A 19,401-nucleotide genomic window follows, 5' to 3' on the forward strand; every position below is an offset into this window, starting at 1 on the left:
CCGTAGGAGGCCCTACCTTTGACGTACGGGTACGGAACGGCGGGGGACGGGCGGATGGAAGCGGCGTGGCTTTCGGCTCTTCTGGCGGCTCTGGTTGAAGGCGCGGGCGGGGACGCCGGGCGCCGGGCGGTGGAGAAGCTGGCGCAGGCGGTGGGGGTCGACGCCGGGGCGCCGGTTCGGGAGATTGTTGAGGCGGCGACGGTTCCGGTACGGCGGGATGCGGTGCGGGAGTGGGGCGAGGCCATTGTTGACCTGCTCGCCTCCGATCCTCGGGGTGTCGCCGGTGCCGTCGCGCGGGGCATGGAGCGGCACGCGTCGGGGAGCGGTAGCTCCTGGTACGACGGTGATCACGCTGACTTCCGGGGCGGGGTCTTCCTGCGTGAGGTGGTCGGCGTGCAGGTGGTCATCCAGCATGGCGCTGCCGCCGTACCTGAGGCGATGGCCGGGCTGCCGCCGAGGGCTGGCGGTTTCACGGGCCGGGAGGCGGAGATGGCCGCATTGCTGTCCGCGCTGGACCCTGCCGCGGCCGATTTCTCCGCGTCCTCGGCCGTCCTCGTCACCGCCGTGTCCGGCCTCGGCGGCATCGGCAAAACCGCGCTCGCCGTCGAGACCGCCCACCTGGCCCGCGAGCGGAACTGGTTCCCCGGCGGGGTCCTCTTCGTCGACCTGCACGGCTATGACTTGGAGCCAGTCACCGCCGACCGGGCCCTCCAGGCCCTCCTCCGCGCCCTTGGCATCCCTCCAGAACACATCCCCGCCACGGCGGACGAGCGGGCAGCCCTCTACCGCTCGACGCTGGACGCGCGGGCTCGGGAACGCGGCGCGGTGCTCGTCCTTGCGGACAACGCCTCGTCGCCGGACCAGGTGCGCCCCCTCCTTCCGGGGGACTCCCGGCATCATGTCCTGGTCACCTCCCGCGACCGGTTGCCCCAACTGGGGGCGCGGCTCTTGGCTCTGGATCAGCTCACACCGGAGGAGGCGGACGAACTCCTCGACCGCGCCCTGCGGATCGCCGATCCGCACGACACCCGGATCGCCGACGACCGTGACTCGGCTGAGCAACTCGCCCGTATCTGTGGGTACTTGCCGCTGGCCCTGCAGATCGCGGCCGCTCTGCTGGCGGAAGACCCGGGGATGCCGGTTACCGAACTCGTCGCTGAGCTTGTCGAGTCCCGTGATCGCCTCGACCACCTCGACGACGGTGAGCGCAACGTCCGCGCCGCCTTCGAGCTCTCTTACCGACGCCTGCCCCCCGATCAGGCGCGGTTGCTGCGCCTGATCGCCCTCGCGCCGGGGCCCGAGGTGAGTGATGAGGTGGTCGCCGCGCTGGCCGGCGCGCAAACGCCTCCGGTACGGGAGCTGAAGGCGCTGGCTCGTGCCCATCTTGTTGAGCGGGGGAGCGGGCGTGGGTGGTGGCGGCTGCATGACCTGGTGCGAGTGTTCGGGGCGGGTGTGGTGGCGGGGGATGCAGGGTTGCGGGAGGAGGGGGAGGCGGCTCGGGAGCGGGTCCTGAAGTTCTATTGGCGCTGGGCGGATGCGGCTGATGACCGGTTGCGGTGGTTGCCGGGGATGGTCGAGCCGGAGCGGTTCGGGGACCGGGCGGGGGCGTTGGCGTGGTTGGACGGGGAGCGGGCGGGTCTGGTGGCTGCGGTGGGCTGGGCGCGAGAGGAGCGGTTCGCGGAGGCGGGGGTGCGGCTGGCCTTGTGCCTGGACGGGTACCTGCGCTGGCGGCGGTACTTTGACGACGGGATAGCCGTCGCGCAGGCGGCAGCGGTGGCCGCGCACGGGGCCGGGGACTGGTTCGGCGAGGCCGGCGCGTGGAACAGCCTCGGCGTCGCCCTGCAACAGGCGGGGCGTGCGGCGGAGGCGATTGAGGCCCTCATCCAGGTCCGTGACCTGTGCCAGGCCGCCGGGGACCGCCTCCGTGAAGGAACGGCGTGGAACAACCTTGGCCTCGCCCTGCAACAGGCCAGTCGGGCGGGGGAGGCGGTCGAGGCTCACACCCGGGCCCGTGACCTGTTCCAGGCAGTCGGGGAGCGTCACGGCGAGGCCGACGCGTGGAGCAACCTTGGCCTCGTCTTGCACGAGGTGGGTCGGGCGGGGGAGGCGATTGAGGCTCACACCCGCGCCCGCAACCTGTACCAGACCACGGGAGACCGCTACCGCGAGGGCGCGGTGTGGCACAACCTCGGCTTCGCCCTGCATGTGGCGGGCCGAGTGGAGCAAGCGATGGAGGCGTACAACAAGTCTCTGGAGCTTCGTCGGGAGTTCGAGGACTGGTACGGCGATGGAGGGACCCTGGAGAACCTGGCCCGCGTCCACAAGGAAGCCCACCGCCCCGCCGAGGCCCGCGCCGCCTACCTCCAGGCCGCCGACGCCTTCACCCGCGCCAACGCCCCAGACCGCGCCGCCCAAGCCCGCGCCCAAGCCGCCGCCCTAGACACCCCCACCCCCTAACGCCCCACCTCCCCCCGAACCCACCGATACTGCAACTCAGGCCGCCCCACAGTCCCATACTGCGGAGCCCTCGCCGCCCGCCCCGCGTCCACAAGATGCTCCAGATACCGCCGAGCAGTGATCCGCGAAATCCCCACCACTTCCGCCAACCCAGTCGCCGTAAGCCCCTCCCCGGAATCCCGCAGAGCGACCGTCACCCGCTCAAGCGTCGGCGCACTCAACCCCTTCGGCAGCGCCGCAGGCGAGGGCGCCCGCAGCGACGCCAACGCCCGGTCCACCTCGTCCTGCCCGCTCGCTTCCCCCACCGCCGCATGGAACTCGGCGTACCGCACCAGCCGATCCCGCAGCGTGGCAAAAGTAAACGGCTTCAGTACGTACTGCACGACCCCCAGCGACACCCCCTCCCGCACCACCGTCAGATCCCGCGCCGAAGTCACCGCGATCACGTCCGCCTGATGCCCCGCCGCCCGCAACGACCGCGCGAACTGCAACCCGTGCACATCCGGCAGATGCAGATCCAGCAACAGCAGGTCCACCGGCGTACGGTCCAGCAGCCGCCGCGCCTCCGCCCCCGTGTGCGCCTTGCCGACCGCGACGAACCCCGGCACCCGCCCCACGTACATGACATGTGCGTCCGCGGCGACCGGGTCGTCCTCCACGACCAGGACGCGGATCGGCTGTGGCTGGGTCGTCATGCGTCGCCTCCGGATGCGGTGCCTTGCGCAGCTCGCTCGGTCTCGGCCGGTACGGCAGCTGTCGTCGACGCATCTTCGACCATGTCCGCAATCGACGTACCCCCGGCATCCCGCAAGGGCACCCGCACCTCGAACTCGGCGCCGCCCCCCTCCGCCTCCGCCACAGCCAACGTCCCCTCGTGCCGCCCCACCGCCTGCCGCACCAGCGCCAACCCCAGCCCCCGCCCGCCCGGCCCCGCCGGCTTCGTCGAGAACCCGCGCTCGAACACCGCTTCCGCATGCGCCGGGTCGACGCCCCCGCCCGTGTCCGCGACCCGCAGCACCAGCTCGCCACCGTCCGTGTACGCGGTCACCGTCACCCGCGCCCCCACACTCCCCTGCGCCGCATCCACCGCGTTGTCGATCAGGTTCCCGAGGATCGTCACCAGGTCCCGGGCGGGGAGTGACGGCGGCAGCAACCCGTCATCCAGCCGGCTGTCCTCCGACACCACCAGCTCCACCCCCCGCTCGTTCGCCTGCGCCGTCTTCCCCAGCAGCAGCGCAGCCAGCACCGGCTCGCTCACCGCCGCCACCACCTGGTCCGTCAGCGCCTGCGCCAACTCCAGCTCCGCCGTAGCGAAGTCCACCGCCTCCTCGGCCCGCCCCAGCTCGATCAAGGACACGACCGTGTGGAGACGGTTCGCCGCCTCGTGCGCCTGTGAGCGCAGCGCCTGCGTGAAGCCCCGCTCGGAGTCCAACTCGCCCATCACCGACTGGAGTTCGGTCACATCCCGCAGTGTTACGACCGTCCCTCGCCGTTCGCCCCCCGACACCGGCGACGTGTTCACCACCAACACCCGGTCCGCCGCCAGATGCACCTCGTCCACCCTCGGCTCCGACGCCAGCAGCGCCCCCGTCAGCGGTGCGGGAAGGCCCAGGTCGGCTACCGACTGACCGACAACATCCCCGGGCACCCCCAACAGCTCCCGCCCACCGTCGTTGATCAGCGCCACCCGGAACTGGCCGTCCAGCATCAGCAGGCCCTCGCGCACCGCGTGCAACGCGGCCTGGTGGTAGTCGTGCATGCGGCTCAGCTCGGCCGCGTTCATGCCATGGGTGTGGCGGCGGAGGCGGGCGTTGATCGCGTACGTGCCGATCGCGCCCAGGGCCAGGGCGCCTCCTGCCACTCCCAGCAGCGCAGTGAGCTGGCCCTGGACCCGTTTGCTGATCGCCTCCACCTTGATGCCCGCGCTGACCAGGCCGACGACCTTGCCGTCCTCCATGATCGGCGTGACCGCGCGGACCGAGCGGCCCAGGGTGCCCTTGTACGTCTCGGTGAAGGAATCGCCGGCCAGGGCCGGGCCGATCCGGCCCAGGAACTTCTTGCCGATCTCCGTCTCCGTCGGGTGCGTCCAGCGGATGCCGTGCGTGTTCATGATCGTCACGAAGTCGACGTCGGCGTCGCGCATCACGCGGAGCGCGTACGGCTGGAGGTGCGCCGAGGGGTCGGAGGTGTGGATCGCCTGCCGTACGGAAGGGGAGTCCGCGACCGCGCCCGCCACCGCCATGGCCTGGCGACCCGCCGCCTCCTCGGCCTGGCTGCGGTCGCTGACGTACGTGAACAGGGCGTATCCCGCCACGAGCACCGCTATCAGCACGGCCTGCATGGCGAAGAGCTGGCCGGCCAGGCTGCGGGGTCGAGGGATGGGGATGCGCATGTCGTCAGTGTGCCTCCGACGTTAAGCGTGAACTAAATGAACGGAAGGGTGACCGCCCTCACAGGGCGGGAGATAGTCACCGCATTCCTCAAACAGCCCGGACGTGAGCCGCACGCCGGTCATGCCGACGAAGACGTCAAGGAGGGCAGCCGTGGCCGCCAGCACCCCCGCAGCACCCGATACGGCACCCAAGGTCAAGAAGGACCGCACCCACTATCTCTACATCGCGGTGATCGTCGCGGTCGCCCTCGGCATCGTCGTCGGCATGGTCGCGCCGGACTTCGCCGTCGAGCTGAAGCCGATCGGTACCGGCTTCGTGAACCTGATCAAGATGATGATCTCGCCGATCATCTTCTGCACGATCGTCCTGGGCATCGGTTCGGTGCGGAAGGCCGCCAAGGTCGGTGCCGTCGGCGGTATCGCCCTCGTCTACTTCATGATCATGTCGCTGGTCGCCCTCGGCATCGGTCTCGTCGTCGGCAACATCCTCGACCCGGGCACCGGGCTCGCCGTCACCGACGCCGTCAAGGACGTCGGCCACGCCCAGGTCGACGCGGAGGCCAAGGACACCACCGAGTTCCTGCTCGGCATCATCCCGACCACCTTCGTCTCCGCCTTCACCGAGGGCGAGGTCCTCCAGACCCTGCTCATCGCCCTGCTGTGCGGCTTCGCGCTGCAGGCCATGGGTTCCGCCGGGCAGCCGATCCTGCGTGGTGTCGAGCACATCCAGCGGCTCGTCTTCCGGGTCCTCGCCATGGTCATGTGGGCCGCCCCGATCGGTGCCTTCGGTGCCATCGCGGCCGTCGTCGGCTCGGCCGGTGTGGATGCGCTGAAGGATCTCGCGCTGCTGATGGTGGGCTTCTACATCACCTGTTTCCTGTTCGTCTTCATCGTGCTCGGCGCGCTGCTGCGGGTGATCGCGGGCCTGAACATCCTCAAGCTCTTCAAGTACCTGGGCCGTGAGTTCCTGCTGATCCTCTCCACCTCCTCCTCCGAGTCCGCGCTGCCGCGGCTCATCGCGAAGATGGAGCACATGGGCGTCAGCAAGCCCGTCGTCGGCATCACCGTCCCGACCGGCTACTCCTTCAACCTCGACGGCACCATGATCTACATGACCATGGCCTCGCTGTTCATCGCCGACGCCATGGGTACGCCGATGTCGCTGGGCGAGCAGATCCCGCTGCTGCTGTTCCTGTTCGTCGCCTCGAAGGGTGCCGCCGGTGTCACCGGTGCCGGTCTTGCCACGCTCGCCGGTGGTCTTCAGTCGCACAAGCCCGCCCTCGTGGACGGCCTCGGCCTCATCGTCGGCATCGACCGCTTCATGAGCGAGGCCCGTGCCCTCACCAACTTCGCGGGCAACGCCGTCGCCACGGTCCTGATCGGCACCTGGACCAAGGAGATCGACCGCGCCCGGGTCGACCAGGTGCTCGCCGGTCAGCTGCCCTTCGACGAGAAGACGCTGCTGGACGACGACGGTGACGGCGCCGACGCCCACGCGGACGTGCCGGAGCAGGGCGGCGAGAAGGAACTCGCCAAGGCCTGAGTCCGGCCTGAATCCCCGAAGGCCTCGCCAAGGCCTGAGCCTGCCGGCAACGGCAAGGACTCCGGGCGGCCGAGCAGCTCCCCCGTGGCTCGGCCGCCCGGGCAGCACCACCGGCAAGAGCAATCGCCTCACCGAACTCTTACCCGCCCCCACTAGCCTGCCGCGCCTGCCCCCTTACAGGCGCGGCAGGCTCATTCAGCGTTCGTGAAAGGCACGGGGGATGTCGATCGACTGGGACCGGCGGACATGTGCCCGCCGCGGGCATGTGACGTACGCGCCGGACGACCCCCGGCTGCGCATCCGGCTGCGTGCCGACACCGCGCTCGGCGAGGTCTGGCGCTGTCTGCGCTGCGGTGACTTCGTGCTCGGCGAACCGCACGGATCGGGTCCGGCCGCCGAGGCGCCCCTCGTGCCGCGCGGCAAGGTGCTGCGGGATCTGTTCGTGCTGCGGTTCCTGGCGATCGAGCGGGCCGTGCGCGGCGTGTTCATCGTGCTGGTCGCGGCGGCCGTGTGGAAGTTCAGCAACTCCCAGGACGCGGTGCGCCGGCTCTTCGACGAGTATCTGGACGTCTTCCGCCCCGTCTTCCGGCACTTCCACTACGACCTCGACCATTCACCGGTCGTCGGCACCATCCAGAAGACCTTCGGGTACAAGCACAACACCCTTGTCCTGGTGGCGGTGTTGCTCCTGGCCTACGCGCTCATCGAGCTCGTCGAGGCGGTCGGGCTCTGGTACGCCAAGCGCTGGGCGGAGTATCTGACGGTCGTCGCCACGGCCGCCTTCCTCCCCCTGGAGATCTACGAACTCACCGAGCACATCAGCTGGTTGAAGATCGCCACCCTGGTCCTCAACATCCTCGCCGTGCTCTACATCCTGCTCGCCAAGCGGCTGTTCGGACTGCGCGGCGGCCACCGCGCCTTCGAGGCGGAACGCCGGAGCGCGTCGCTCCTGGAGGTGGAGGAGGCGGCGGCCGTACCCGTGCAGGCGGGGCGGAAGTAGACACGGCCATACCCGTCTAGACGGGGCTGAAGTACGCGGCGGCCGCCTCCACGAAGCGGTCGTGTGCGGCTCGGGCCGCCTCCTGTGCCGCGTCGAGCTCCTCGGCGCTGCCGGCCGCGTCGACCATATCGTACGTGGCCACGACCATTTCCTGCGCGGTGGCGTGGACCCGCGGATCGGGAACCAGGAGCCGCAGCGTGACCAGCGGGCGGGTGATGGCCGAGCGGGTGGCGTGGGACCTGGCGCGCAGCTCCTCCAGTTCGGCCTCGTCAGCGTCGCGCAGCCGGGCGAGCCCGCGCATCCGCAGGGCCCGGCGATGGTCCGAGCCGGCCGCGGCGAGGGCTGTCACCGCTTCGAGGCGCTCGCGGCGCAACTGTTCGGCGGCGGCCGTCCGTTCGGCCCGGCCGGCGGACAGGTGCTGGAACGTGCCGGTGACTATCGATCCGAGGAGCGTCCCGGCTACGGCGAGGAGGGCGGTGAGCATCAGCTGCGTTCCTGTTCATCGAGTGAACCTGGCCAGAGTCTTCAGGCCCAAGGGTCCGTGATCTCCCGCAGCAGCGTCAGCGCCTCGCGCAGCTGCTTCATGCGGCGCTTGCCGAGGTGCTCCTCCCATTCCTTCTCCACCTCGGCCACCACCCCGTCGGCGACCTCCTTGGCCTCCCACGCCTTGCGCGCCCCGCACACCAGCCGGGCCCGCTTGTCCGTCGGGTCCGGTATCCGGGTCACATAGCCCGCCTTCTCCAGCTGGTCGACCAGGAAGCCCGCGGTCTGCTTGGTGATCTGGGCCTGTTCGGCCAGCTCCGTCAGCCGTGTGCCGTTCGGGCCGATGCGCTGCATGACCCGGGCCTGGGCGGGCGTGAAGTCGTCGAAACCGGCCTCGGCGAGCGCGGCGAAGACACGGTTCTCCAGGGCCCGGTACGGGAGGAACAGGAGCACGCCCGTGTTGAGCTCGCTCTCCGCAGGCATCGTCGACGCTCCCTCGGTATCGCTCGTATCGCTTGACAGTAGTCAGAGGCTCTGACTACTTTGGTCAGAGAAGCTTACCACTTGAGTAGGTGGTTCCCATGGGCGTCATGCTGGAGACCGACGAGTTGTGGCAGGTCGTCGACCGCGAGCGCGCGAGCCTCGCGGACCTGCTGGAGGGCCTGAGCGCCGAGGAGTGGGAGACGCCCACGCGCTGCGGGGACTGGCGGGTGCGGGACGTGGCCGCCCATCTGACCCTCGCCGCGCGCATCACCCGAGGGCAGGCGGTACGGGAGCTGCTCCGCGCCCGCGGGAACTGGAACCGGATGATCCATGACACGGCCGTCCGCGAGGCCGCCGCGCCCACCGACGTGATCGTCGGCCATCTGCGGTCGATCATCGGCTCCCGGCGCCTCGCCCCCATGACCTCACCGCACGAACCCCTGCTCGACCTCCTCGTCCACGGCCAGGACATCGCCCTCGCGCTCGGCCGGGAACGGGCGGTGTCGCCGACCGCCGCCCGCGCCGCCGCCGAGCGCGTGTGGACCATGCGGCTCCCGCCCCGCCCCTGGCCCCTGCCGAAGGCGCGGCTCGTCGCCACCGACATCGAGTGGACGCGCGGGAGCGGCGCCGAGCTGCGCGGGCCGATCGCCGCCCTGCTCCTGCTGCTCACCGGCCGGCCGGACGCGGCCCGTGAGTGGGCCGGGCGCACCGGGGAGCCGTGGACGGGGGTCGCGACTCCCCGGTGACGCCGCGACCCCGTGGCGCGCCCTGTCCCTTTCCGTTCTCTTCGCGACCACTTGCCCGAAATGCTTTGACCCGCCGACGCGTCGGGGCCCAGGCTGGAGAGCCACGAAGGGCACGGCCACGGCACACGGAGGCGGGCAGCGCATGGCGGAACCGGGCAAGGTGGAGATCCTCAGCACCAAGGAGTACGAGGCCAGGTACGGCGAGGACCGCGAACCCTCGGCCCTCTCGCTCGACCGCATCAACGAGCTGTTCCACGAGTTCCTGATGGCCGTCGCCCGCCCCAAGCGCGCCGACCCCGACGGCAGCCGCGACCTCGCCAAACGCCTTCGCGACCACCTCGGTTCGGCACCCACGGACCGCCCGGTGGTGAAGACGGCGTACGCCCCCTTCGACCTGCCCAACGTCCATCTCGCCCTGGAGCGCTGGTTCGCCGCCGACGGCCGCACCCACGAGCTGATCGGCATGCGCGGCGCTCAGCACCACGGCGAGCTCACCCTCGGCGACATCATCGACGCCGCCGACCGCTACGACCGCTTCGTCGTCGGCGCCGTCGACTACGCCCAGCTGCCGATCTCCCCGGACGCCGAACTGGCCTGCGTCTCCTGCGGGTTCTACCTCGGCACGGACGGCGACGAACGGTTCGCGGTCCTTCTGCGCGGGCCGCAGGACGAGTACGGACGCAACAAGGTCGAGGTCGAAGTCCTCGCCGCTGACAAGGAGTTCGCGGACCGGCTGCTCGCCGAGGTCGACGCGCTCGTCCGCGAGCACAACGTCTTCCGCGGCCAGGTCCTCTCCTTCGAGGGCTCGCAGTTCGGGCACGGCCTAGGCCCGTTCCGCTTCCACCGCCGCCCCGGCCTCACCCGCGACGAGATCGTGCTGCCGTCCGGCCTGCTGGAGCGCGTCGAACGCCAGGTCGTGGGCGTGGCCCGGCGCCGCGAGCGGCTGCGCGCGGCCGGTCAGCACCTGCGCCGCGGCCTGCTGCTGTACGGCCCGCCCGGCACCGGCAAGACCCACACCCTGCGCTATCTCCTCTCCCACCTCCCGCAGTTCACCGTGGTGATCCTGTCCGGCGAGAGCATCGACGCCATCGGCCCGGCCTGCGCCCTCGCCCGGATGCTCCAGCCCGCCCTCGTCGTCCTGGAGGACTGCGACCTCGTCGCCGAGGCCCGCGACTACGGCGGCGGCGAACAACCCCTGCTCTTCCAGGTGCTGAACGAGATGGACGGCCTCGGCGACGACGCCGACGTCGCCTTCCTCCTCACCACCAACCGCGCCGACCTGCTAGAACCCGCCCTCGTCCAGCGCCCCGGCCGCGTCGACCTCGCCGTCGAGATCCCCCTCCCGGACGCCGAGGGCCGCGCCCGCCTCCTCGACCTCTACGGCGCCGGACTCGGCCTCGGCCAGGACATCGCGGACGAGGAGTGGGCGGAGGACTAGCCGAGCGGCTTAAGGCGGGCCGACTCCGCCTCGCTCAGCACCAGTTCCGCCGCCCTCGCCGAGTCCCGGATCGTCTCCGGGCGGCTCGCTCCCGGGATCGGGATCACGGCCGGGGACTTCGCCAGCAGCCAGGCCAGGCCCACCTGTTGGGGGCTGACCCCGCGTTCGGCCGCGATCTCGTGGAAGGCGGCGAAGCGCCCGGCAGCCGCGAGGCCCGACGGGCCGTCCAGCGAGCTGCGTGAGATGCCGCCCAGCGGGCTCCACGGCAGGAAGGCGAGCCCCAGCTCCGCGCACAGCCGCAGTTCGGGCTCGCTGTCCCGGACCTCCGGCGAGTAGCGGTTCTGCACCGACACCAGGCGGTCGCCCAGGATGCGGTGCGCCGCGCGGATCTGGTCGGCGTCGGTGTTGGAGAGGCCGGCCAGCCGGATCTTGCCCTCGTCGAGCAACTCGCGCAGCGCGCCGACCGACTCCTCGAGGGGAACGGCGGGATCGGGCTTGTGGAGTTGGTAGAGGCCGATGGCCTCGACGTCGAGCCGCCGCAGGGAGTCCTCGGCGGCGCGCTTCAGATGGCGCGGGTCGCCGTTCACCGTCCAGCTGCCGTCAGCCGGTCGCCCTCGGCCGCCCTTCGTGGCGACCAGCACCTCGGAGCCGGCCCCGGCCAGGGCGCGGGCCAGCAGCAGTTCGTTGTGGCCGGGCTCGGCGCCGGAGAGATGGTAGGAGTCCGCCGTGTCGAAGAGGGTGACGCCCGCGTCCAGCGCCGCCCGCACGGTCGCCCGGGCACGCTCCTCGTCCGGCCGTCCCTCGATGGACAGCGGCATCGCGCCGAGCCCCACGGCGCTCACCTTCAGGTCGCCAAGTGTGCGGTACCGCATGTCAGTTGCCGCCCTTCCCGAGCGTCTCCGCCACGGCCGCCGACAGCCACGCCGGTGCGGCGCGGAAGGCGTAACCGAGCCGTGTGGCGCGGGAGTTGTCCATGCCGTAGGAGCGGAAGAAGGAGAACGGCGAGACCTCGCCGACCTCGACGAGCTGGAGCACGACCTTGCCCTCGGGAATCCGCGCGACGATCGCCTCGCACAGGTCCACGGTGGTCAGCAGACCGTGGGAGGCGGCGTTGACCGGCCCCGTGAAGTCCTCGCCCACCGCCCACACCAGGAAGTCGGCGATCTCCTCGACGTGGATGTAGGTGGCGGGCTGGTTCGAGAAGGGCACCGCGATCGGTTCGCGGGCCCGGATGCGGGAGGCGTAGTGCTCCAGGCGTCCCGTGAAGTCGTCGTCCCCGCCCAGCACATGGGCCACCCGCACGGCCACGTAGGGGAAGCCGGGGTCGGCCGCGAAGACCGCCTCCGCCTGCCGCTTGCCCTCGCCGTAGTGGGCGTCGAGGAACTCCGGGTCGTCCCAGGGCAGTTCGAGATCGACGGGCACCGTCAGCGGATCGACGGCGTCCTCCCGTACGGGCGTGATCGAGTCCTCGTACTCGTACACCTCGACCGTCGACGTCATCACATAGCGGCCGGTACGGCCCGCGAACACCCGCCGCGCGATCTCCGCCTGCCGCGGGGTGTAGCAGACCTGGTCGACGACGACGTCGAAGGTGCGGGAACCGAGCGCCGCCACAAGGGACTTCTCGTCGTCGCGGTCGGCCACGAGATGCGACGCACCGGGCGGCGGAACCGACGAGCCGCGATTGAGGACCGTCACCCGGTCCCCGGCGGCCAGCAGACGGGTGACGAGCCGCTTGCCGAAATAGCGGCTGCCGCCGATGACCAGTATCTCCCGTGCCTTTTCCATGACCATAATTCTCCCGGCGCACACCCACGTCCTGAAGGGGGAACCATGGGAGTTCAGGCCGCGGCACCGAAAGAACCACGGCATCCGCGACCCGCCACCAGCGAAACCTCGGCGGCCTTCGACGCGCTGGACCGGGAGATCCTCCGGCTGCTCCAGACCGACGGACGGATCAAGCTGAGCGAGCTGGGCCGCCGGGTGCGGCTGAGCCCCGCGGCCGTCACCGAGCGGGTGCGCCGGCTGGAGGCCGCGGGCGTGATCAGCGGGTACGGCGCCCATGTCGTCCCGGCCCGGCTCGGCTACGGCATCCAGGCGTTCATCCGGGTCAACCCGCACGGCGGCTACAACCTCAAGCACCCGAGGACCCTGGAGCTGATCGAGCGCCCGGAGATCACCGAGGTGCACCACGCGGTCGGCGAGGACTGCTGGATCCTCAAGGTCGCCGTCCGGGACACCGTCCACCTGGAGGAGGTGCTCGAGGAGGTCTCCGCCCTCGGGCGCACCACGACTTCGATCGTGCTGACCTCCCCGGTGGAGCGGAAACCGCTGTTGCCTTGACGTCGGCGTAAAGGATTACGTTCGTGGACATGCGAATCGGCGAGCTGGCCGCGCGGGCCGGGACCACGACCCGGACGCTGCGGTACTACGAGTCACGCGGGCTGCTGCCCGCCCGGCGGGGCGGCAACGGATACCGGACGTACGACGAGAGCGATCTGAAGCTGCTGCGGCAGATCCGGACGTTGCAGGACTTCGGGTTCGACCTGGAGGAGACCCGCCCCTTCGTGGAGTGCCTGCAGGCCGGGCACCCCGAGGGGGACACCTGCCCGGCCTCGCTCGACGTCTACCGGCGCAAGCTGGCGGAGCTGGACGAGCTGATCGGCGAGCTCCAGGCGGCACGGGCACAGATCGGCGTGCGGCTGGCCACGGCCGGGGGCGAGGCGCCCCTGTGCGAACTGGGAGGGCAGGAGCTGTGATGCAGACGACAGACGCCGTGACGGATGTGACGGACGCGGATTTCGCGGCCGAGGTGATCGGGGCCGAGCTGCCGGTGCTGGTGGAGTTCACGGCGGACTGGTGCCCGCCGTGCCGGCAGATGGGGCCGGTGCTGAAGGCGCTCGCCGCGGAGGAGGCCGGCCGTCTGAAGGTGGTGCAGCTGAACGTGGACCACAATCCGCTGACCACGAACGCCTACAAGGTTCTCTCCATGCCCACGTTCATGGTTTTCCGCGACGGTGAGCCGGTGAAGTCCATGGTGGGCGCCCGGCCGAAGCGGCGACTGCTGGAGGAACTCGCCGACGTCGTCTGACTCCCGATAACGGAAAAATCCCCTCGGCAATTGCGCCGGGGGGATTCTTTTGCTTAGACTCAATGGTTCGCGACTTTACGGGAATTGAGCCGCGGAGAAGTTCAGTAGGCACAGTATATCTGCGTGGGAGTGGAATTGTCAAACAGCGATGAAATTCGCGGTGAGCAGGAATTCATCGACACCCTGTACGCCCGCGTGGACGCGCTGCGCGGAGACACCGAGGCCGGAGTCACCGACGCCCTCGCCCAGGGCAACACGCCCATGCAGGCCCGGCTGGAACGGGACATTCTGGTCGCCGAGCGGTCCGGGCTGCTCGCCGCGCTCAACGCGGTCGACGGCTCGCTGTGCTTCGGCCGCATCGACCTGACGTCCGGCACCAGCCACCACATCGGCCGCATCGGACTGCGCACCGACGACGCCGAACGCACCCCGGTCCTCATCGACTGGCGCGCGGACGTCGCCCGGCCCTTCTATCTGGCCACCGGTCACACCCCCATGGGCCTGCGCCGCCGTCGGCACATCACCACCGAGGGCCGTACGGTCACCGCCCTGCACGACGAGATCCTCGACCTCGGCGACCAGGAACGCACCGGCCATGAGGACCCGACCGGCGACGCCGTGCTGCTCGCCGCGCTGGACGCCGCCCGCACCGGCCGGATGCACGACATCGTGCAGACCATCCAGGCCGAGCAGGACGAGATCATCCGCGCCCCGCACCGCGGTGTGCTGGTCGTCGAGGGCGGCCCGGGCACCGGCAAGACCGCCGTCGCCCTGCACCGCGCCGCGTATCTCCTTTACGAACACCGGGAGTTGCTCGCCAAGCGGGCCGTGCTCATCGTCGGCCCCAACCCCGCCTTCCTCGGCTACATCGGCGAGGTGCTGCCCGCGCTCGGCGAGACGGGCGTACTGCTCGCGACGGTCGGCGAACTGTTCCCCGGCGTGAAGGCGACCGCGACCGACACCCGCGCGGCGGCGGCCGTGAAGGGCCGCGCCGACATGGCGGACGTCCTCGCCGACGTCGTACGCGACTGGCAGGCGCTGCCCGACCCGGTGATCGCGATCGAGCACGACCGGGAGGTCCTGATGCTCGACGACGGTCTGGTGAAGATGGCGCGGGAGAAGACCCGGGCCGCGCGGCTGCCGCACAACGTGGCCCGCGAGCACTTCGAGGGCCACATCCTCAACACCCTCACCGAGCTGTACGCCGAGCGGGTCGGCACCGACCCCTACGACGGCAGCAGCCTCCTCGACCCGAGCGACGTCACCCAGATCCGTGACGAGATCGCCGAGAACCCCGAAGTGTGGGCCGCCATCGACCAGTTGTGGCCCCGCCTGACCCCGCAGCGCCTCGTCGCGGACTTCCTCGCCGACCCCGTCGGCTACCTCCCCGACGAGGACGCGGCCGCCATCCGCCGCCCGGTGACCCGGAGTTGGACGGTGGCGGACGTACCGCTGCTCGACGAGGCCGCCGAACTCCTCGGCGTGGACGAGCGGGTGGCGCGGGCCCGCGCCGAGCGCGAGCGGGAGACGCAGGTGGCGTATGCGCAGGGCGTCCTCGACGTGTCGTACGCCTCCCGTACCTATGAGTTCGAGGACATCGACGACGAGGACTCCGAGGTGCTGTCGGCGCACGACATCATCGACGCCGAACGCTTCGCCGAGCGGCAGGAGGAGGACGACCACCGCAGCGCCGCCGAGCGCGCGGCCGCCGACCGGACCTGGGCCTTCGGGCACATCATCGTCGACGAGGCGCAGGAACTGTCGCCGATGGCCTGGCGGCTGCTCATGCGGCGCAGCCCGACCCGCTCCATGACCCTGGTCGGCGACCCGGCCCAGACGGCGGAGGCGGCCGGGGTCGGCTCCTGGTCGGACATCCTGGAGCCGTATGTCGAGGACCGCTGGGAGCACACCCGGCTGGGCGTCAACTACCGCACCCCCGCCGAGATCATGGACCTCGCGGCGGCCGTCGTACGGGCCGAGAACCCGGACTTCGAACCGCCGAGTTCGGTCCGTTCGACCGGGGTACGACCCTGGGTCCGCGCCACCGACGACCTGCCCGGCGCCGTCGCCAAGGCGGTCGAGGAGCTGACCCCCGCCGAGGGCCGGCTCGCGGTGATCGCCCCGCGCCATCTGCACCGCAGGCTCGCGGCCCAGCTGGACGGAGTGACGGCGGGCGCGGAACCCGACCTCACGCGGACCGTCGTACTCCTCGATCCGCGGCAGTCCAAGGGCCTCGAATTCGACTCCGTGCTGGTGGTCGAGCCGGGGCTGTACGGAACGAGCGACCTGTACGTGGCGCTGACCCGCGCGACCCAGCGACTGGGGGTGCTGCACACCGGGCGGCTGCCGAAGGCGCTCGTCGGCTAGCGGGCGTGGTTCGGGTGCAGAGACGGGGCGAGGGGCTCCAGGGATGCGCACAGGGCGGTCGGGAAGGCCGGCTCCCTGTCCTGTACGGCCTGGCAGCCCCCTTCCGTCGTGCGGAAGAACGGCTTCCAGCCCGACTCCTCGGCCTGGTAGAACCAGCGGTCGCCGAGCCTGGACGTGCACGCGCTGTCCGCCTGGTCGCCGCAGACCGGTCCCGTGCGCCAGGAGATGTCCAGGACCAGCCACTTGCCGTCGCAGTGCTCCGCGTCGCGGTAGGTGTGCGCGGGTGAGTCGACCGCGTACACCGCCTGCTCGTAGGAGGCGGTGGTGCAGCCGGTGGCCGGAGGAGTGCAGCCCAAGTCGCCGCAGAGGCGCAGGGCGGGCAGGGTGGCGTCGTCGGCGGTGAAGACGGTGCCGGGGTAGCCGACCGCCAACTCGTGCTTGCCCAGGGGCTCGGTCAGCTTGACCCGGGCTTTGGCCGTGGTCGTCTTCGTGCAGCCGGAGGCTCGGTCGCCCGCCGGTGAGTCGTAGGTGACCTGGACGTTCACGGTGTTCCGCACGGGCTCGGTGAGGACCGCTCTGAGGTTGCGCACGCACGGCTTCGGGCCGCTGGGGACCGTCGCGGCGAGGGTCACCGTGCGCTGGTCGGCGCTGAGGGTGGCGCTGGTGATCCCGATGGGCGCGGACAGGGTCCACGGGAGCGCGGTGGCCGACGGAGTGGGACCGCCCTGACCGGCCACCTGCGTTCCGCACGCCCCCACCAGCAGTACGGCGAGCGCGCAGAGCAGGGCGGCCGCGGCCGCCCCGCGCTTGCCTCCGGATCGCATGAGCCCTCAATTCCCCCGTGGCGCACAGACATCGACCCGGACCACCTTAAAGAACGCCGCTCCCGGCTACGCGGGCCGTAGCCAGACCGTTGCCAGGGGCGGCAGTGTCAGTTGGATGCTGGCCGGGCGGCCGTGCCAGGGGGTGGCCTCCGGTTTCACGGTGTCCGGGTTGGTGACGTCGCTGCCGCCGTACTTGCCGAGGTCGGTGTTGAGGGTCTCGTGCCAGGCGGGGATGTCGTCGGGGACGCCGAGGCGGTAGTCGTGCCGGACGACGGGGGAGAAGTGGGAGACCGCCAGCAGGGGCGTGCCCTCGGCGTCGTAGCGCAGGAACGCGAAGACGTTGTCGTCCGCCGCGTCGCCGACCACCCACTGGAAGCCCTCGGGCGTGGTGTCGCACTGCCACAGCGCCGGGGTGTGGCGGTAGACGACGTTGAGGTCACGGACCAGGTCCCGGACGCCCCGGTGATCGGGTTCCGCCCCGTAGGCGGGGTCGAGGAGCCACCAGTCGGGGCCGTGCGCCTCCGACCACTCCGCGCCCTGCGCGAACTCCTGGCCCATGAAGAGGAGTTGTTTGCCCGGGTGGGCCCACATGAAGCCCAAGTACGCGCGATGGTTGGCGCGTTGCTGCCACCAGTCGCCCGGCATCTTCGACACCAGGGACCGCTTGCCGTGCACGACTTCGTCGTGCGAGATCGGCAGCACGTAGTTCTCGCTGTACGCGTACACCATCGAGAACGTCATCTCGTGATGGTGGTACTTGCGGTGCACCGGCTCGTGCTGGACATAGCCGAGCGAGTCGTGCATCCAGCCCATGTTCCACTTCAGCCCGAAACCGAGGCCGCCGAAGCCGCCCGGGCCGATGTGGTGGGTGGCGCGGGTGACGCCGTCCCAGGCGGTGGACTCCTCGGCGATGGTGACGACGCCCGGGACCCGCCGGTACACGGTCGCGTTCATCTCCTGGAGGAACGCCACCGCGTCCAGGTTCTCCCGGCCGCCGTGCTCGTTGGGCAGCCACTGGCCCGGCTCGCGCGAGTAGTCGAGGTAGAGCATCGAGGCGACCGCGTCCACGCGCAGCCCGTCGATGTGGAACTCCTCGCACCAGTACACGGCGTTGGCGACCAGGAAGTTGCGCACCTCACGGCGGCCGAAGTCGAACTCCAGCGTGCCCCAGTCGGGGTGGGCGGCGCGGAGCGGGTCCTCGTGCTCGTACAGCGGCCGCCCGTCGAACTCCGCCAACGCCCAGTCGTCGCGCGGGAAATGGGCCGGCACCCAGTCCATCAGGACGCCGATCCCGGCCTGGTGCAGGGCGTCGACGAGGTACTTGAAGTCGTCCGGCGTGCCGAGGCGGGCGGTCGGGGCGTAGAAGCCGGTGACCTGGTAGCCCCAGGAGCCGCCGAAGGGGTGCTCGGCGACGGGCATCAGCTCGACGTGCGTGAACCCGAGGTCCTTGACGTACGCCGGGAGCTGCTCGGCGAGTTGACGGTACGTCAGCCCTGGGCGCCAGGAGGCGAGATGGACCTCGTACACCGAGAAGGGCGCCTCGTGGGCCGGCTTGTCCGCGCGCCGCGACAGCCACGCCTCGTCCTGCCACTCGTGGTGCGAGGCGTGCACGATCGACGAGGTGTTGGGCGGGGCCTCGGTGCGGCGGGCCAGCGGGTCGGCGCGCAGCGTCTTCGAACCGTCCGGGCGGGTGATCGCGAACTTGTACAGCTCGCCTTCCCCGATGCCGGGCACGAACAGCTCCCAGACGCCGGAGCCGCCGAGCGAGCGCATCGGATGGCCTGTGCCGTCCCAGAAGTTGAAGGTGCCGGCCAGGCTCACGCCGCGGGCGTTCGGCGCCCACACCGTGAAGCGGGTGCCGGTCACGCCCTGGTGGGTCATCGGCTCGGCGCCGAGCGCCTTCCACAGCTCCTCGTGCCGGCCCTCGCCGATCAGATGCAGGTCCAGCTCGCCCAGGGCGGGCAGGAAGCCGTACGCGTCCTCGATCTCCTGTTCCGAGCCCTCGTACGTCACGAGGAGCCGGTAGGCGGGGACGTCCCGGAGCGGGAGGAGGCCGCTGAAGAACCCGTCCCCGTCGTCGTGCAGCTCGGCGCGCAGGGTGCCGGTGAGGACGGTGACGGACAGGGCGTACGGCTTGAAGACGCGGAAGCCCGTGCCGCCGGGCACGGGGTGGGCGCCGAGGACGGAGTGGGGGTCGTGGTGCGTGCCGGAGAGGAGACGGTCGCGGTCGTGGGCGTCGATGACGGGGGAGACGGGAGTCTCCGGCAGCGGGGCCGGCTTCGGGGCGACGGTCTTTTTGGCCTTCGCGACGGTCTTCTTCGCCACTGCCTTCTTGGCGGTCGCTTTCTTGGCGGTCGCCTTTTTGGCCGTCGTTTCCTTCGCGGTCGCCTTCTTGACGGCTGCCTTCTTGACCGCTGCCTCCTTCGCGACAGCCTTCTTCGCCGTGGCCTTCTTCACGACCGCCTTCTCGGCCGTCGCTTTCTTCGCTGCTGCCTTCTTCGCTGTCGCTTTCTTCTTCGGGTCCGATCCGCTGGGCGTGGGCGGAGTCACGGGGGAGCCTCCTCGGCGAACGTGAAG

17 protein-coding genes are annotated in these 19,401 nt (G+C 70.8%); 9 read left to right on the plus strand and 8 right to left on the minus strand.

The features are described 5' to 3' along the window. The first annotated feature begins 18 nt into the window (after window positions 1-18). The gene (locus tag IQ210_RS17285) at window positions 19-2,457 is read left to right on the plus strand and encodes a tetratricopeptide repeat protein (RefSeq protein WP_322656380.1); all 2,439 of its coding nucleotides are present in this window, start codon (window positions 19-21) and stop codon (window positions 2,455-2,457) included. On the opposite strand, the gene IQ210_RS17290 is transcribed toward IQ210_RS17285, so the two are convergent. Beyond that, entirely contained in the window at window positions 2,454-3,152 is a 699-nt protein-coding gene (locus IQ210_RS17290) for a response regulator (RefSeq protein ID WP_194079893.1), read from the minus strand. The two genes, IQ210_RS17285 and IQ210_RS17290, sit on opposite strands and share 4 nt — an antisense overlap. Then, window positions 3,149-4,849, minus strand: coding sequence for a sensor histidine kinase (locus IQ210_RS17295; RefSeq protein WP_194079894.1), 1,701 nt, complete (start codon window positions 4,847-4,849; stop codon window positions 3,149-3,151). Before IQ210_RS17295 ends, IQ210_RS17290 begins: the two co-directional genes overlap by 4 nt. A gap of 151 nt (window positions 4,850-5,000) precedes the next feature. On the opposite strand from IQ210_RS17295, the gene IQ210_RS17300 reads away from it, so the two are divergent. Next, on the plus strand, window positions 5,001-6,392 hold the full coding sequence (locus tag IQ210_RS17300) for a cation:dicarboxylate symporter family transporter (RefSeq protein WP_194079895.1): 1,392 nt from the start codon (window positions 5,001-5,003) through the stop codon (window positions 6,390-6,392). Between the two features lie 220 nt (window positions 6,393-6,612). Next, window positions 6,613-7,392, plus strand: a complete 780-nt coding sequence (locus IQ210_RS17305) for a DUF2127 domain-containing protein (protein ID WP_194079896.1) — start codon at window positions 6,613-6,615, stop codon at window positions 7,390-7,392. A gap of 16 nt (window positions 7,393-7,408) precedes the next feature. On the opposite strand, the gene IQ210_RS17310 is transcribed toward IQ210_RS17305, so the two are convergent. Further along, the gene (locus IQ210_RS17310; RefSeq protein ID WP_194079897.1) at window positions 7,409-7,876 is read right to left on the minus strand and encodes a hypothetical protein; all 468 of its coding nucleotides are present in this window, start codon (window positions 7,874-7,876) and stop codon (window positions 7,409-7,411) included. 41 nt (window positions 7,877-7,917) lie between these two features. Then, window positions 7,918-8,358, minus strand: coding sequence for a MarR family winged helix-turn-helix transcriptional regulator (locus tag IQ210_RS17315; RefSeq protein ID WP_194079898.1), 441 nt, complete (start codon window positions 8,356-8,358; stop codon window positions 7,918-7,920). Window positions 8,359-8,465: 107 nt separating this feature from the next. On the opposite strand from IQ210_RS17315, the gene IQ210_RS17320 reads away from it, so the two are divergent. Together IQ210_RS17320 and IQ210_RS17325 are read left to right on the plus strand one after the other, a co-directional pair. Then, complete coding sequence (locus IQ210_RS17320) at window positions 8,466-9,104, plus strand: maleylpyruvate isomerase family mycothiol-dependent enzyme (RefSeq protein ID WP_194080023.1); 639 nt, start codon at window positions 8,466-8,468, stop codon at window positions 9,102-9,104. 142 nt (window positions 9,105-9,246) lie between these two features. Beyond that, the gene (locus tag IQ210_RS17325; RefSeq protein WP_228047871.1) at window positions 9,247-10,542 is read left to right on the plus strand and encodes an AAA family ATPase; all 1,296 of its coding nucleotides are present in this window, start codon (window positions 9,247-9,249) and stop codon (window positions 10,540-10,542) included. Here IQ210_RS17325 and IQ210_RS17330 read toward each other — a convergent pair. Next, entirely contained in the window at window positions 10,539-11,414 is an 876-nt protein-coding gene (locus IQ210_RS17330; protein ID WP_194079899.1) for an aldo/keto reductase, read from the minus strand. The two genes, IQ210_RS17325 and IQ210_RS17330, sit on opposite strands and share 4 nt — an antisense overlap. Window position 11,415: 1 nt before the next feature. Continuing rightward, on the minus strand, window positions 11,416-12,330 hold the full coding sequence (locus IQ210_RS17335; RefSeq protein ID WP_194079900.1) for an NAD-dependent epimerase/dehydratase family protein: 915 nt from the start codon (window positions 12,328-12,330) through the stop codon (window positions 11,416-11,418). Between the two features lie 45 nt (window positions 12,331-12,375). Here IQ210_RS17335 and IQ210_RS17340 point away from each other — a divergent pair, with 45 nt between their 5' ends. The 4 genes from IQ210_RS17340 (at window position 12,376) to IQ210_RS17355 (ending at window position 16,000) form a co-directional block, all read left to right on the plus strand. Then, the gene (locus IQ210_RS17340; protein WP_194079901.1) at window positions 12,376-12,885 is read left to right on the plus strand and encodes an Lrp/AsnC family transcriptional regulator; all 510 of its coding nucleotides are present in this window, start codon (window positions 12,376-12,378) and stop codon (window positions 12,883-12,885) included. A 29-nt stretch (window positions 12,886-12,914) separates the two neighbouring features. Continuing rightward, complete coding sequence (locus IQ210_RS17345; protein WP_194080024.1) at window positions 12,915-13,301, plus strand: MerR family transcriptional regulator; 387 nt, start codon at window positions 12,915-12,917, stop codon at window positions 13,299-13,301. A 17-nt stretch (window positions 13,302-13,318) separates the two neighbouring features. Further along, the gene (locus IQ210_RS17350) at window positions 13,319-13,633 is read left to right on the plus strand and encodes a thioredoxin family protein (RefSeq protein WP_079306119.1); all 315 of its coding nucleotides are present in this window, start codon (window positions 13,319-13,321) and stop codon (window positions 13,631-13,633) included. A gap of 153 nt (window positions 13,634-13,786) precedes the next feature. Continuing rightward, entirely contained in the window at window positions 13,787-16,000 is a 2,214-nt protein-coding gene (locus tag IQ210_RS17355) for a HelD family protein (RefSeq protein WP_194080025.1), read from the plus strand. On the opposite strand, the gene IQ210_RS17360 is transcribed toward IQ210_RS17355, so the two are convergent. Next, window positions 15,997-16,824: a hypothetical protein gene (locus IQ210_RS17360; protein ID WP_194079902.1), complete on the minus strand. Its 828-nt coding sequence runs from the start codon at window positions 16,822-16,824 to the stop codon at window positions 15,997-15,999. The two genes, IQ210_RS17355 and IQ210_RS17360, sit on opposite strands and share 4 nt — an antisense overlap. A 66-nt stretch (window positions 16,825-16,890) precedes the next feature. Next, the gene (gene glgB / locus IQ210_RS17365; RefSeq protein WP_194079903.1) at window positions 16,891-19,374 is read right to left on the minus strand and encodes a 1,4-alpha-glucan branching enzyme; all 2,484 of its coding nucleotides are present in this window, start codon (window positions 19,372-19,374) and stop codon (window positions 16,891-16,893) included. Between the last annotated feature and the right edge of the window lie 27 nt (window positions 19,375-19,401).

It is taken from the genome of Streptomyces justiciae, assembly GCF_015163075.1.
Taxonomy (GTDB): Bacteria; Actinomycetota; Actinomycetes; order Streptomycetales; family Streptomycetaceae; genus Streptomyces; species Streptomyces justiciae.

Excerpts from the sequence above, each read along its gene's own strand:
- IQ210_RS17360 (WP_194079902.1), bottom strand. The coding sequence starts at position 16,824 with ATGCGATCCGGAGGCAAGCGCGGGGCGGCCGCGGCCGCCCTGCTCTGC.
- IQ210_RS17335 (WP_194079900.1), bottom strand. The coding sequence starts at position 12,330 with ATGGAAAAGGCACGGGAGATACTGGTCATCGGCGGCAGCCGCTATTTC.
- IQ210_RS17340 (WP_194079901.1), top strand. The coding sequence starts at position 12,376 with ATGGGAGTTCAGGCCGCGGCACCGAAAGAACCACGGCATCCGCGACCC.
- IQ210_RS17310 (WP_194079897.1), bottom strand. The coding sequence starts at position 7,876 with ATGCTCACCGCCCTCCTCGCCGTAGCCGGGACGCTCCTCGGATCGATA.
- IQ210_RS17320 (WP_194080023.1), top strand. The coding sequence starts at position 8,466 with ATGCTGGAGACCGACGAGTTGTGGCAGGTCGTCGACCGCGAGCGCGCG.
- IQ210_RS17305 (WP_194079896.1), top strand. The coding sequence starts at position 6,613 with ATGTCGATCGACTGGGACCGGCGGACATGTGCCCGCCGCGGGCATGTG.
- IQ210_RS17325 (WP_228047871.1), top strand. The coding sequence starts at position 9,247 with ATGGCGGAACCGGGCAAGGTGGAGATCCTCAGCACCAAGGAGTACGAG.
- IQ210_RS17295 (WP_194079894.1), bottom strand. The coding sequence starts at position 4,849 with ATGCGCATCCCCATCCCTCGACCCCGCAGCCTGGCCGGCCAGCTCTTC.
- IQ210_RS17315 (WP_194079898.1), bottom strand. The coding sequence starts at position 8,358 with ATGCCTGCGGAGAGCGAGCTCAACACGGGCGTGCTCCTGTTCCTCCCG.
- IQ210_RS17330 (WP_194079899.1), bottom strand. The coding sequence starts at position 11,414 with ATGCGGTACCGCACACTTGGCGACCTGAAGGTGAGCGCCGTGGGGCTC.
- IQ210_RS17345 (WP_194080024.1), top strand. The coding sequence starts at position 12,915 with ATGCGAATCGGCGAGCTGGCCGCGCGGGCCGGGACCACGACCCGGACG.
- IQ210_RS17290 (WP_194079893.1), bottom strand. The coding sequence starts at position 3,152 with ATGACGACCCAGCCACAGCCGATCCGCGTCCTGGTCGTGGAGGACGAC.